Raw genomic sequence first — 13,193 nt, forward strand, 5'->3', positions numbered from 1 at the left:
AGCTAATGAATAACGATTGAGAGGAAGCGCGGATGAAGCGGCGGGATCGCGTTGCGATCGTCACAGGCGCCGGCCGAGGATTGGGATGATGTCATGCGACCATGTTGGCCGGTCTGGGCACCAAGATATTGGTGAACAACGAGCGCAGAGCGTGTCGCCGCAGAGATAAACGCCGACGCGTGGTGAGGCTGTCGGCGTCGCTGTTTTTGTCGCCGATGAAAATCGGATCACGCAGATGGTGAACCGATGGCGGCTCGGGGACGCATCGACATTCTCATCAACGCAGCCGATCGAAACTGACATCCATCAAGACCCTTCAGAGGAGAAAGGCATCTCACAACTGGTCACAACTGGCCGGCGGCGTTTCCAAAGAAGAAACACGCACGGAACCATCCAGGCACGAGCGGCCGTCGTTATCATTCGAGAAACGGTTCCCGTTCAAGGGAGCGAATGGTTAGTCCAACGAGGAGGAAATTCATGAGGAAGACACTTGCGATGACAGCACTCGCGCTGTCCGTGCTCAGCGTAACCGCGATGTCGGCGGCGGCCGAGGACACCGTCAAGATCGGTTACATCGATCCACTTTCGGGCGGCGGCGCCAGCGTCGGCGAAGTCGGCCTGAAGACCTTCCAGTTTCTCGCCGACGAATTGAATGCCAAGGGCGGCATCCAGGGCAAGAAGGTCGAAATCGTCCCGCTCGACAACAAGACAAATCCGCAGGAAAGCCTGATCCAGGCGCAGAAGGCGATCGACGCCGGGGTCCGCTTCCTGACCCAGGGCAACGGCTCGGCGGTGGCCAGCGCGCTTTCCGACTTCGTCACCAAGTACAACGAGCGCAATCCCGGCAAGGAGGTGCTCTATTTCAACTATGCCGCGGTCGATCCCATCCTGACCAACGCCAAGTGCAGCTTCTGGCATTTCCGCTGGGACGCGAACTCCGACATCAAGATGGAGGCGCTGACCAATTACATGAAGACGGTGCCTTCGATCAAAAACGTCTACCTGATCAATCAGGATTACTCGTTCGGCGAATCCGTTCGCTCGACCGCCAAGGCCATGCTGGCCGCCAAGCGGCCGGACATCAAGATCGTGGGCGACGAATTGCATCCGCTGCTCAAGATCACCGACTTCGCGCCTTATATCGCGAAGATCAAGGCGTCCGGCGCCGACACCGTCATTACCGGCAACTGGGGCCAGGATTTCGCACTGCTGTTGAAAGCGGCGGCCGACGCCGGACTGAAGGTGAACTGGTACACCTACTATGCAGGCGGCACCGGTGGCCCAACCGCGATCAAGCAGGCCAACCTCGATCATCAGGTGTTCCAGATCACCGAAGGCATCGCCAATATCGATAATCCCTCCTCGCAGGAATTCGAGAAGGCGCTCCGCGCCAAATACGACTTCAGCCTGTTCTATCCGCGCGCCGTCAACGAGATGCGGATGCTGGCGGCGGCGGCTGACAAGGCCAAGTCGCTCGATCCGGTCAAGGTCGCTCAGGCGCTCGAAGGCCTGGAGTTCGAGGTGTTCGACGGCGGCAAGGGTTATATGCGCAAGGACGATCACCAATTCTTCCAGCCGATCTATATTTCCTCGTTCGGCGATCGCAGCGCGAAGGAGCCGTTCGACGAGGAGAAGACCGGCTGGGGCTGGAAGCTGGTGGCGAAGATCGACACGCCCGCGACCGAACTTCCGACCACCTGCAAGATGGAACGGCCCTGACCGTTGCAGCGTTACCCGTCCGCTCCGAAAAAGCTTTCGGAGCGGACGCGTCCCTAATCCCGGCGGTGCGTCGTGCTTGAACTGATCGTCATATCCACGCTCAACGGCGTCCTGTTCGGCATGTTGCTGTTCCTGATGGCGAGCGGGCTCACCGTCATTTTCAGCATGCTCGGCGTTCTCAACTTCGCGCATGCGAGCTTCTACATGCTCGGGGCGTTCTTCGGTTTCCAGATCAGCCGCTGGTTCGGCTTCTGGCCGGCGCTGCTGATCGCGCCCCTGCTGGCCGGGATAATCGGCGCCGGCGTCGAGCGCTACGGCCTGCGCCGCGTGCACCGAAACGGCCACGTCGCGGAGCTGTTGTTCACCTTCGGCCTCGCCTTCGTGATCGAGGAAGTGGTGCAGATCATCTGGGGCAGGAGTCCGGTCGATTACCGGGTCCCTGCGCTTTTGGATTTTCCAGCCTTTACGATCTTCTCCACCAACTATCCCGCCTACAAGATGTTCATGCTGCTGGTGTCGATCGTGATCTTCGTCGGGCTCCTGCTGGTGCTGAAGAAAACGCGGATCGGGTTGATTGTCCAGGCCGCACTGACCCATCCGCATATGGTCGGCCATCTCGGCCACAATGTCGGGCGCATCTTTATGCTGGTGTTCGGCGTTGGCACCGCGCTCGCCGCGGTCGCCGGGGTGATCGCCGGCCCCGCGCTGGTGACGCAGTCGAACATGGCCGGACTGCTCGGTCCGATCCTGTTCGTCGTGGTCGTGGTCGGCGGACTGGGCTCGCTGCCCGGCGCCTTTGTCGCCTCGCTCCTGATCGGTCTGGTGCAGACCTTCGCGGTATCGATGAACGGCTCGCTGTCCGGCGCGTTCGGTCCGCTCAGCCCCGCCTACGCATCGACCTGGCTCGCCGACATCTGGGACGTCACCATCGCGCAGATCGCACCGATCGTTCCCTACATGATGCTGGTGCTGGTCCTGATCTTCCGCCCGATGGGACTGCTCGGGACACGCGACACATGAGCGAGATCGCCGCAAGCGCCGCGCCGCCGCTGCCGACCACCGCCGAACGGCTCAAATTCTATGGATTGTGGGTAGCCGCCGCGATCGTGCTTGTGCTGCTGCCGAATCTCTTCAGTTCCGGCGGCTCGCTGACGACGTTCAGCCTGATCGGAATCTCCATTATCTTCTCGCTGTCCTACAACATCCTGCTCGGCCAGACCGGCATGCTGTCGTTCGGGCATGCGGTGTATTATGGTCTCGGCGGCTTCCTGGCGATCCACGCCATGAATATCATCGTGGGCAACAAGCTGCCCGTCCCGCTGCCTGTTGTTCCCCTGATCGGCGGCCTGGCCGGATTGTCGTTCGCCGCCCTGCTCGGCTGGGTCTCGACCCAGCGCTCCGGGACGGCGTTCGCCATGATCTCGCTTGGCGTTGGCGAACTGATCGCCTCGTCCGCGCTGATCCTGCGTACTTTTTTCGGCGGCGAGGCCGGCGTCTCCACCAACCGCACCAAATTGCTGAAACTGTTCGGCTGGAGTTTCGGCCCACAAGTCCAGATCTACTATCTGGTGGCGGCATGGACGCTGATCGCGGCGATCGCGATCTACGCGCTGACCCGCACGCCTTTGGGACGCATGTGCAACGCCGTGCGCGACAATCCCGAGCGTGTGCAGTTCGTCGGCTACAACCCGCACGTCGTCCGCTATCTGGCATTCTGCTTCGCCGGCTTTTTCGCCGGGATCGCCGGTGCGCTGGCGGCGATCAATTTCGAGATCGCCAATTCGGCCTATTTGGGCGCGGAGCAGTCGGGCACGGTGTTGTTCGCAACCTATATCGGCGGGGTCGGATTTTTCATCGGCCCGATCGTCGGCGCGATCTTCGTCACGCTGCTGTCGCTTGGCCTCAGCGATCTCACCCAGGTATGGCAACTCTATTTCGGGCTGATCTTCATTGCCGTGGTGCTGTTTGCGCCCGGCGGTATTACCGGGCTATTGATGATGCACCGTCCGCTGGTGAAGGCTGGCACGTTGCCGATGCTCCTGCCGAGCTACCTGATCGCGCTGGTGCCGACACTGGCGATGATCGCAGGCCTGATGCTGTCGATCGAGACCATCGTGCATTACACCGTCAATCCCGGCGACGACCCGCACATCAAGGCGTTCGGCGTCGGCTTCGATGCGGCGAGCCCCTATATCTGGGCACTGGCGGCTGTTCTCCTGATCGGCGGCTTTCTGGTTGCGCGCATGACCTGGAACTGGGTCGGGCACGCCTGGGATAATGCAGCCGCCATGGCGCGTGACAAAGGAATCGCCGCATGAGCGCCGCGATCGAACTGCGCGGGGTTGAAAAGAGTTTTGGCAACGTCGCCATCATCCGCAACATCAATCTGACCGTGGCGCAGGGCGAGCGCCACGCGCTGATCGGGCCGAACGGCGCCGGCAAGTCGACCACCTTCAATCTGATCAGCGGATATACGGCGCCGACGTCCGGCAGCGTGCTGCTGCGCGACGAGGTGATTTCCGGCCTGCCGCCTTACCAGATCAACAGGCGCGGCCTGTCGCGGAGTTTCCAGGTCACCAACGTCTTCGCCAATATGAGCGTGTGGGAAAACCTGCGCTGCGCCGTGCTGTGGTCGACCGGCCACCGCTACGCCTTCTGGAAGAATGTCGATAACCTGCCTGAGGTGCGCGAACGTACCGCGCAGATTCTCGCCGATATCGACCTCACCGCGCGGCGCGACGTACCCGCCGGCCTTCTGACCTACGCCGAGCAGCGCGCGCTGGAAATCGGCATCACGGTGGCCGGCGGCGCCGACGTCATCCTGCTGGACGAGCCGACCGCGGGAATGAGCCATGCCGAAACCGAGCGCGCGGTCACGTTGATCCGCCGCCTGACCAAAGGCCGCACGCTATTGATCGTCGAACACGACATGAGCGTGGTGTTTGGCCTTGCCGACCGGATTTCGGTGCTGGTCTACGGCCAGATCATCGCCTCCGGCACGCCGGAGGAAATTCGCGGCAATCCGAAAGTCCGGGAAGCCTATCTCGGTGAGGAAGTGGCATGATGCTGGAGATCGCCGATCTGCACGCCTATTACGGCAAGAGCCATATCCTGCAGGGCGTCGACATGCATATCGACGCCGGCGAGGTTGTCAGCCTGCTCGGGCGCAACGGCGTCGGCCGCTCCACCACGGTCAAGGCGATCATGGGCGAAGTGCCGCCGCAGGGCTCGATCAAGTTCAAGGGCCGTGACATCGCGGGCCTGCCCAACTACCGGATCGCGCATCTGGGCTTGGGCTACGTCCCGGAGCACCGCGACATCTTCCCCGGCCTGACGGTGCGGCAGAACCTGATGCTCGGCATCAAGGATACCAGGCGCGCGGGCAAGTGGCGGCTCGATGACATGCTGGCGATGTTTCCCAACCTCGCCGCCAGAGCCGATACCGCGGCGGGCGTGCTGTCCGGCGGCGAGAAGCAGATGCTGACGATCTGCCGCACGCTGATGGGCGACCCCGAACTGATCATGATCGACGAGCCCACCGAGGGGCTCGCGCCCCTGATCGTGCAGCAGGTCGGCGATTTGATCGCCGAAATCGCCCGGCGCGGCGTCGCCATCCTGCTGGTGGAACAGAAACTCTCGATCGCGATGCGGATATCGCACCGCATCTATGTGATGGGACACGGCCGCATCGTGTTCGAGGGCACGCCGGCCGAACTCAGGCAGAACTCGGCCGTCAGCAAGGAATGGCTGGAGGTCTGATTATTTAGTCCCGGATCTGATCCGGGTATCGACTTGTCGACATGAACGAAGTCGCAGGCTGCGCTCAGCCAGCCTCGCCATCATTAATCGGTTCGAAACCGGATAAGAGCTGGCGTAACCGCTGCCTTGACGAATGTCTTCGCTTGAGGGAAGAGCGGACGTCATCCCTGGCCCAGTCTGCTTGTGACGAGGCCGCGAGCCAGAGACACGCATTGAAAAGACACGCATTGAGAATGCAAACCCTGCGAGAGATCATGAGTTTCTTCGAACGCCTGAAGACGGCAGCATCCGCCGAGTGGCGGGCCTACACCGAGCACCCCTTCACCAACGCCTTGGCGGATGGTTCGCTCGCCGAAGCCGCGTTTCGTCACTACCTCGTTCAGGACTACCTGTTCCTCATCGAATTTGCTCGTGCCTACGCGCTCGCGGTCTATAAATCGGCGGAACTCGCCGACATGCGCGAAGCGGCGGCCGGACTCTCGGCCATTCTAGATATCGAGATGAACCTGCACGTGAAACTCTGCGCCGGCTGGGGCCTGTCGCCCAGCGACCTCGAACAAACTGCTCCGGCGCTCGAGACCCTGGCCTATACACGCTACGTGCTCGACACGGGAATGCGCGGTGACCTGCTGGCGCTCAAGGTGGCGCTTGCTCCTTGCGTGATCGGCTATGCGGAGATCGCGACGCGACTCGCCTCGCGGCCCGATGCATACGCTGCAACGAACCCCTATCGCGTTTGGATTTCCGAATATGCCGGTGCGCCGTACCAGGAGGTCGCGGCGAAAGCGCGGGCGCACCTGGAAAAACTCGCCGCTCTCTACGCCACGCCGGCGCGCGAGGCAGAGTTGATCGTGATCTTCAAGGAAGCCACCCGGCTCGAAGCCGACTTCTGGGAAATGGGCTGGCGCGCGGCTGAGTTGGAGCGCTGAATGTTATGCGGGCGGAACAAAACCTTCACAAAACAAGCAGCCCGCCACGTTGCCGGGTCCATGGAAAAGGTATAGGGTCCGTTTCTCTCAGACGTCTCGTACTTGCCGGCCTTTCGTTCGATTCCTTTAGTTGCGTCGCAAAAAAGGAGAACAACCATGCCGATTACGACGCTGAAAGTTTTAGCAAGCCTCCTGCAATTGCATGGCCCAGGCGCGACAATCCAGAGCGACCATCAGGGTATCAACGCGCTGCTGAGTGATCTGCGCGGACAAGATTCGGAAGGCGTGACCCAGGTTTATTTCAGACGAGGTGGCTTTATTCGAGGCGGGGCGTATGGGGGCGGCTTTCGCAGAGCGGGATATGGAGGGGGCGGCGGGTTTCGCCGAGGGTTTGCCCGGGGGTACTAGGTTTACTTCGTAATCTCCTCGAGCCCCACCCGGTATCGGCATGTCGGCTGACGATCCAGATTCTGTCGCCTTCCAAGACCAACCGATTTCGCAGCTGCTTGTTAAGGTCGCAGCGCGATGCAATATTGACTGCTCTTATTGTTACTGGTTTCGCGACGCGGCGGTTTATGACAAGCCCAAGCTGATGAGCGACGAGGTGCTGCATCGGCTGTTGCAGCGCATCGAAGAGCACGTCGCCAACCACTCCCTGATCGATTTTCCCATCATTCTGCACGGCGGCGAGCCCTTGCTGTGGGGGATGGATAATTTTCACCGTATGGCCGAAGCCTGCGAAGCCATATCGTCACGAACGAGCTGCGAAATACCCATCGCGGTGACCACCAATGGCGTGTTGATCGATGATGAATGGCTGGACTGTTTCGAGGCTCGCAACATTTCGGTGGCGATCAGCCTGGATGGGCCGGCGCATATTCACGACCTTCACCGCCGGACGTTTCAGGGTACGGGTACCCACGCCGCGGTGGAACGGGCCGCTCGCAGGCTGGCATCACGCGACATTGGCGTCAGCGCTTTATCAGTCTGCAATCCCGCCTACCCGCCGAAGCAATATGTCGAATTTTTCGCCGAGTGCGGAATTGCCAACTACGACATCATGATCCCTGATGCGACGGTGGATGAGAGCCCCTCATCCGTTGCTTCGTTCTACAATGGCCTGTTCGATCTATGGCTAGAGGCAAACCGCAGCAAGCCAACGGTCAATATTCGCATCATTACCGATATGATCACCGCCTTGCTTGGTAACAATTCACCGACCGAGGGCGTCGGCTACAAACCTGTCGAGCTTTGCACGGTCATGACCGACGGTTCGGTGGAGGCCCACGATGTGCTGCGGATTGCCGGCGACGGCTTCACGCGCACGGTGTTCAACATCTTCGATCATGCGATCGACGAGGTCAGGACCGAGCCTCGCTGGAAAGCAGCGCGCGACGCGTCAATCAATCTTTGTGAGAAGTGCCGGCAGTGCAAGTTCATGAACGCCTGCGGCGGCGGCTATCTTCCGCATCGTTTCTCCCGGAAAAACGGATACGATAATCCTTCAGTCTACTGCGACGATCTCTATTCGATGTTTGAGAACATGCAATCGGTCCTGGAGCGCCATCTTTACGTCAGCAAGGCAGGCGGGGAACGCCTCGGCGTGCGGGAGGCGTTGGCACGCGCATAGTAAGTCCAGTCCTCGCGCCACCGACTCCCATCTCGCGGTAATGCAGGATGCGCCGAAAGGCTGCGCCAAATTTCGACAAGCGTATCGCTGCCAATTCGTGCTCCACCGGCACGGCTTGTTGGCGAAGGCGGCCTGACTGTCCTCGATCAGGAGTTCAAATGTCATGATGACAATGGAAAAGGCGCAAAAGATCATTGAAGCGGGAATCGCGAAGGCGAAGGAAATCGGCCAGCCGATGAATATCGCGGTGGTTGATGTCGGCGCCAACCTCACAGCTTTCATGCGCATGGATGGGGCGTGGCTTGGCAGCATCGACATCGCCATCAACAAGGCCTTCACCGCGAAGGCCTTCGATATCTCGACGCTGGAGCTTGGCCGCAACAGCCAGCCCGGGGACCAGTTCTTCGGCATCTACGTATCGAACCACGACCGGGTGATGATCTTCGCGGGCGGGGTCCCGATCAAGATGAATGGCAAGGTCGTGGGCGCTGTCGGCGTCAGCGGCGGTAGCGGCGAGCAGGATCAGGCGGTGGCCGAGGCCGCGATCACCGCCTGGTCATAAGACGACTTCTCCTCTGGCACCTTTGAGACATGCCAACGGACCCTGAAATTTGTCCGGCCTGTCGGGGGCAGAGTGGAAGTGATCGCCGAACAGTCAGAACGATGAATTGACCCGCATCGGACACCCCGGCGTGTTGCCGAAGGCGTGTCCCGCCCAGGCTTTCGCATGCTAGCGTAACGTTGGGAGCAGATGTTGGTCTGCCCCACCGCGGCGACGGAGTTGACCTGGATGGCTTTGCGTAGCGCGCAGCTTTGTCGGCGTACCGTGAAATTGGTTCCTGCGGGCAACAATCCCTGGATTGGCGGAAAATGCGGTGACTTCCGTCTAAGGTAACGTGGGGACCAGACCGCTGGCTGGATTTTCCGCTATTGGCACGAATGCAACGCGCGGACCGGCTCGGAAATCATCTGCTTATCAGGCTAAACCGCGGTGTTTCTGAACAGCCTTCCAAAGTCTTTCACGTCGTCTGATATCTGACTTGATCGGATCAGGTGCCAGGCCATGCTTTGATTGCTGGTGATCACGGGCATGTCGAGGGCTCGTTCCAGTTGTTCGATGATGCTCGCCGACTTGATGGCCGTACAACTGAGAAAACAGACGTCCGCGGAACGATGGCTGTTTTCTTTGGCCCAGTCGAGAATCGCTTCCGGTCGCAACGAAGCCATCTCGGTGTTGGTGTTGATTCCGAGATTGGCGCCGCCCTCAACAACAAACCCGTTTGTTTGCAGAAAGGCGGCTTCGCGCGCATGCACCTCGTCGATATAGGGCGTCAGCAGAGATACCCGTTTAGCGCCCAATTGCGTCAAGGCATTCAGGATCGCGTCGGCCGTTGTAAATGACCTTATTGCCGTGGCGCGCTCGATTCTTTCCCGAATCCCCTGGGCCAGATCGGGCGCAAACGTCGAAACCGCCGTGCAGTGAAACACAATCACGTCGACTTTCGCGTCGGCCAAAAGCTTCGAAGCAGCCTCAAGCTGATCCATCATTCCGATGAGCTCGGTCCTGGAACTTCCAAGCAACGGAAGACGCGTCACCAGCATGGATGAACCGAAGGGCAGCATCGCTCGCAACTCCGGCTCGGCGACGGAGTTACCGGAGGGAATCAGCACACCCGCCCGGAGACGGTCGCCATAGTCGATGGCCGGTGGAGACAGTAGCGCCACGACTACGATGCCTTGGCCGTCGAATGTCCAGGCAATGCCTCGCGGGCGGCGTTGACATAACTGCGATTGATGTAGCCATCTGCCGTCGACTTGACCCGGTTAGGAACGGCCCTGATCAGCGAACTGATCTCGATCAGCGCCTGGACCGCCGCCGTATTGGCGTCCCCGTCGCGCGGGAATATCTGGTCGGCGGTATATTCATCCCAGGCGCGCAGGGCGTATTCCCTGGTAATTCCGGTCTCGCGCATCGCGACCGAGACCGAGCCTTCCCGGTTCGCGAAGAACCATTGATGCGCCCGTACAAACGCGCGCATGAACTTCATGATTGTCGCATCGTTGGCCGCGGCCCAGCGCTGATCCACGTTCAACGACGTGAACTGGAAAAACGGCACCTCGTCGCGCGGCTCGCAAAGGCTGGGGAATCCCTGATCGACGGCCATATAGTTCAAGGGAGCTCCTTGAAGACCGGCATCGATCTCACCGGATTTCAGCATTTCCCAACGCGTTAAAATCGGTCCCACCGCTCTCATCTTGTAGTCGCGCGGGTATTCAAGCCCACGCGCCGCTAGCAACTTCATGACAAGCGAGGAGCTTCCTGCATCGAGCGAGGACACCCCTACGGTTTTTCCTCGCAGGTCGTCGAACGTCTTGATCGACTTGCCCGCGACAAAAGAGAACGGCAGCCTGTTGACGTTGCCGCCGATGATTTCCAGAAAGCCGCCGGCTTCGCTGTCGAGAATCACGTGCTCCGTGATGCCGTAAGCCAATTGAGCCCGTCCATCTCGAAGCCGATTGGTGACCTCGTCGACGCCTTCGTAGAGCTCGATGGCGACCTCCAGCCCTTCATCCGCGAACATCCGCTGATGTTGCGCAATCCAGACCGGCATATTGAAATAGTTTCGCGATACCGCGGTAAATACGATCTTTTCCATTTTAAAAACTCCGTCAGATGATTTGGGCGGCTTGGCCGGAGGCCGGCACGACAGGCGCGTTCGATAGCTGAATGGGATTCCGCGCACCCGACAAGATGACGACGGCCCCGCCCAGCAGCAGAACGCCGGCGATCAGGAATGCACCCGAGAAGCCGCCGGTTGCCGCCACAACATAGCCGGTCACGATCGGCGCCGCCGTTCCAAACAGGTTGCCGCCCATGATGAGAAGGCTTGTGGCAACACCATTATAGCGGCCATCCGCCAGCAGATCGGCCGTCAAGGCGATGTTCATGGCCATGGCCGTTGCAACGCAGGCCAGCGAAACGCTGATCAGCGCCTCGATCAGCCAGATCGACTCAACAAAGGGCGTTGCGAGGATCACCGACGACAGCAGCAAAAGCACCGCGATCAATTTTCTGCGCTCGGCATTCGACGCGATCGATCGGTTCAACAAGCGGTCGCTGAACCAGCCCAGGCCAAGTCCAAGAATTGCGGCCACACCGTACGGTATCGCCGAAAAAAGCCCGGTCTTGAGAACATCGAGGCCGCGCGTTGCGGCCAGGTAACTCGGCAGCCATGTCATGAAAAGGTAGAGCGTGTAACCGGCGCACCCTTGCGTCAACGCCAAAGCGAGCATGGATGGGCTCTTGAGCAATCCCTTCAGCGCGCTCAACTGCGTCATGTCGGTTGTGGCGCGTTGCGCTGTCTCTCCCCGCTCGCGGAGGATCAACTCTCGTTCCGCCTGACTCAACCATGTGGCCTGTTCCGGGCGACGATAGAAAGTAAACCAGGCAATGGCCATGGCAACGCCCAGCGCACCGGTGATGTAGAACGATTCCCGCCATCCGAACTGCAGGATCAGAGCCCCCACCACCACCGAGCCAACACACAGGCCGCCGTGGGCTCCGCTGTTGAGAAATGCAGCAGCCAGACCCCGCTCTCCCTGAGGTGCCCACTCACGGATGATCTTGCCGCCGGCGGGATAACTTGCGGACTCCCCGATACCCAGCACCAGGCGCGAAGCGAACAGAGAGCCGTAGCTCGTGGCGGCCCCGGTCCAGATTCCGGCAAGCGACCAAAGACCAAGCGTGGTGTATGTGATCGCACGGCCGCCAAAGCGATCGGCGAGCAATCCCATCGGAATCAAGCAAACCAGATAGGTCCAGAGAAATGCCGAGAAGATGTATCCCATATCGATGGGCGAGAGGCTGTAGCCTTCTGCGATCGACTTCGCCGCAACCGACAGATTTACCCGATCGAGGTAATTGATGAACATCAGAACGAACAGGCCGATATAGACGAGATATCGCTTCTTCTGAATTCCCACCACGTTCCTCCGGTCTTTTGTCATTATTTAAGGATTTAAGACCGTCACATTTTCACGAATTTGGCCGTCGTGATAATTCATATTTATCATAGGCAATATGAACCGTATTCATGTAGGTCCAGGGGACGTCGCGCTACCGGAATTGTTCGGCGATCAGCGACCGCAACCAGGCGTGGGCAGGATCGCGGTTGAACCGCGAATGCCACTCGAGATCGATCGCGAAGGTCACGTCATTGAGCGGGAATGGCGAGACGGCGCAGCGGCGCGAACTGTCGCGGTCCAGCGCCCACCGCGCCGGAATCGCCGCCACCAGATCGGTAGCCCCGACAATGTGCCGTGCATCGCGCCAGCTCGGCACCTGATACACGATTTCGCGTCGCAACCCGCGAATCTTCAAGGCGTCGTCGATGACATTGGTTCCGATGGTGCCCGCAACTTTCACATGCGCGAGCGAGGCATAAAGCGACAACGTCATTTTCCTGGCGCGAGCGGGATTTTTCTTGCTCATGAGGACGACGAAATGTTCCTCGAGGACACGCAGCCGGTTGTCCTGCTGAGGCTGACGCAACGAACTGCCCAAACGCACGTGAATTTCGTCGCCGACGATTTCGTCTTCACGAGATTCTCCCGTGAAGTGAGCTGCACTGATATGAATGCCAGGGGCCAATTTTCGCAGCTCCGGACACAGGCGCTGCAGCAGGTGACTGGAAACATATTCGGAGATGCGCAGATTGAACGACCGCGCTGCCGTCGCGGGATCGAAGGTGGCTGAACGATCGATGGCGATTCCTATGTTCTCGAGGGCGTTTCGCGTGGCATCCGCGATTTCGATAGCGCGAAGCGTAGGCTCCATTCCTCGTGAAGAGCGAATGAACAGCTCGTCGTTGAATGTTGCCCGCAGTCTTCGCAAGGCATGACTTACCGCCGATTGCGTGAGGCCAAGACGCACCGCCGCACCTGAGACACTCCGCTCGGCAACGAGGGCTTCGAGCATCACCAGAAGATTGAGATCAAGACTTCTCGGGCGCATAGCGATCCATTATTTCTGCGTCGACACCGGCTTCCGGTGCGGAACGCCGTTCTGGCCGGAGCGCCATCGAAAATCCCGGCGCGCACGCCTGTTGGCGCCGATAGTACAGATTCGCCGATCGAACGTCATTGCACCGGGATGG

12 protein-coding genes are annotated in these 13,193 nt (G+C 59.9%); 8 read left to right on the forward strand and 4 right to left on the reverse strand.

Going from position 1 to position 13,193, the window contains the following annotated elements:
• Positions 1-477: 477 nt before the first annotated feature.
• The 8 genes from BLV09_RS19480 (at position 478) to BLV09_RS19520 (ending at position 8,599) form a co-directional block, all read left to right on the forward strand.
• Positions 478-1,719 carry a branched-chain amino acid ABC transporter substrate-binding protein gene (locus BLV09_RS19480; protein ID WP_146688514.1) on the forward strand — a complete coding sequence of 414 codons (1,242 nt, stop codon included), beginning with the start codon at positions 478-480 and terminating at the stop codon, positions 1,717-1,719.
• Positions 1,720-1,791: 72 nt separating this feature from the next.
• A complete protein-coding gene (locus BLV09_RS19485) occupies positions 1,792-2,739 on the forward strand; it encodes a branched-chain amino acid ABC transporter permease (RefSeq protein WP_146688515.1) in 948 nt (315 codons plus the stop codon).
• Positions 2,736-4,037, forward strand: coding sequence for a branched-chain amino acid ABC transporter permease (locus tag BLV09_RS19490; RefSeq protein WP_146688516.1), 1,302 nt, complete (start codon positions 2,736-2,738; stop codon positions 4,035-4,037). Before BLV09_RS19485 ends, BLV09_RS19490 begins: the two co-directional genes overlap by 4 nt.
• A complete protein-coding gene (locus BLV09_RS19495) occupies positions 4,034-4,783 on the forward strand; it encodes an ABC transporter ATP-binding protein (protein ID WP_100384039.1) in 750 nt (249 codons plus the stop codon). The genes BLV09_RS19490 and BLV09_RS19495 overlap by 4 nt, the downstream gene beginning before the upstream one ends.
• Positions 4,783-5,478 (forward strand): ABC transporter ATP-binding protein, encoded by a 696-nt coding sequence (locus tag BLV09_RS19500; RefSeq protein WP_146691202.1) that lies wholly within the window; start codon positions 4,783-4,785, stop codon positions 5,476-5,478. Before BLV09_RS19495 ends, BLV09_RS19500 begins: the two co-directional genes overlap by 1 nt.
• A 254-nt stretch (positions 5,479-5,732) precedes the next feature.
• Positions 5,733-6,407, forward strand: coding sequence for a thiaminase II (gene tenA, locus BLV09_RS19505; protein WP_146688517.1), 675 nt, complete (start codon positions 5,733-5,735; stop codon positions 6,405-6,407).
• Between the two features lie 448 nt (positions 6,408-6,855).
• Positions 6,856-8,037: a radical SAM protein gene (locus BLV09_RS19515; RefSeq protein WP_146688518.1), complete on the forward strand. Its 1,182-nt coding sequence runs from the start codon at positions 6,856-6,858 to the stop codon at positions 8,035-8,037.
• Positions 8,038-8,200: 163 nt separating this feature from the next.
• On the forward strand, positions 8,201-8,599 hold the full coding sequence (locus BLV09_RS19520; RefSeq protein WP_146688519.1) for a GlcG/HbpS family heme-binding protein: 399 nt from the start codon (positions 8,201-8,203) through the stop codon (positions 8,597-8,599).
• Positions 8,600-9,018: 419 nt separating this feature from the next.
• Here BLV09_RS19520 and BLV09_RS19525 read toward each other — a convergent pair whose 3' ends face one another.
• From BLV09_RS19525 to BLV09_RS19540, 4 genes are all read right to left on the reverse strand, one after another.
• The gene (locus tag BLV09_RS19525; RefSeq protein ID WP_146688520.1) at positions 9,019-9,762 is read right to left on the reverse strand and encodes a maleate cis-trans isomerase family protein; all 744 of its coding nucleotides are present in this window, start codon (positions 9,760-9,762) and stop codon (positions 9,019-9,021) included.
• A gap of 2 nt (positions 9,763-9,764) precedes the next feature.
• On the reverse strand, positions 9,765-10,694 hold the full coding sequence (locus BLV09_RS19530; protein ID WP_146688521.1) for an ABC transporter substrate-binding protein: 930 nt from the start codon (positions 10,692-10,694) through the stop codon (positions 9,765-9,767).
• A gap of 13 nt (positions 10,695-10,707) precedes the next feature.
• Positions 10,708-12,021, reverse strand: a complete 1,314-nt coding sequence (locus BLV09_RS19535; protein ID WP_244548752.1) for an MFS transporter — start codon at positions 12,019-12,021, stop codon at positions 10,708-10,710.
• Between the two features lie 133 nt (positions 12,022-12,154).
• Positions 12,155-13,051 (reverse strand): LysR family transcriptional regulator, encoded by an 897-nt coding sequence (locus BLV09_RS19540; protein ID WP_146688523.1) that lies wholly within the window; start codon positions 13,049-13,051, stop codon positions 12,155-12,157.
• Positions 13,052-13,193 lie beyond the last annotated feature (142 nt).

The sequence above is a fragment of the Bradyrhizobium canariense genome (assembly GCF_900105125.1).
GTDB lineage: Bacteria > Pseudomonadota > Alphaproteobacteria > Rhizobiales > Xanthobacteraceae > Bradyrhizobium > Bradyrhizobium canariense_A.

Excerpts from the sequence above, each read along its gene's own strand:
- BLV09_RS19480 (WP_146688514.1), top strand. The coding sequence starts at position 478 with ATGAGGAAGACACTTGCGATGACAGCACTCGCGCTGTCCGTGCTCAGC.
- BLV09_RS19490 (WP_146688516.1), top strand. The coding sequence starts at position 2,736 with ATGAGCGAGATCGCCGCAAGCGCCGCGCCGCCGCTGCCGACCACCGCC.
- BLV09_RS19495 (WP_100384039.1), top strand. The coding sequence starts at position 4,034 with ATGAGCGCCGCGATCGAACTGCGCGGGGTTGAAAAGAGTTTTGGCAAC.
- BLV09_RS19500 (WP_146691202.1), top strand. The coding sequence starts at position 4,783 with ATGCTGGAGATCGCCGATCTGCACGCCTATTACGGCAAGAGCCATATC.
- tenA (WP_146688517.1), top strand. The coding sequence starts at position 5,733 with ATGAGTTTCTTCGAACGCCTGAAGACGGCAGCATCCGCCGAGTGGCGG.
- BLV09_RS19515 (WP_146688518.1), top strand. The coding sequence starts at position 6,856 with ATGTCGGCTGACGATCCAGATTCTGTCGCCTTCCAAGACCAACCGATT.
- BLV09_RS19520 (WP_146688519.1), top strand. The coding sequence starts at position 8,201 with ATGATGACAATGGAAAAGGCGCAAAAGATCATTGAAGCGGGAATCGCG.
- BLV09_RS19530 (WP_146688521.1), bottom strand. The coding sequence starts at position 10,694 with ATGGAAAAGATCGTATTTACCGCGGTATCGCGAAACTATTTCAATATG.
- BLV09_RS19540 (WP_146688523.1), bottom strand. The coding sequence starts at position 13,051 with ATGCGCCCGAGAAGTCTTGATCTCAATCTTCTGGTGATGCTCGAAGCC.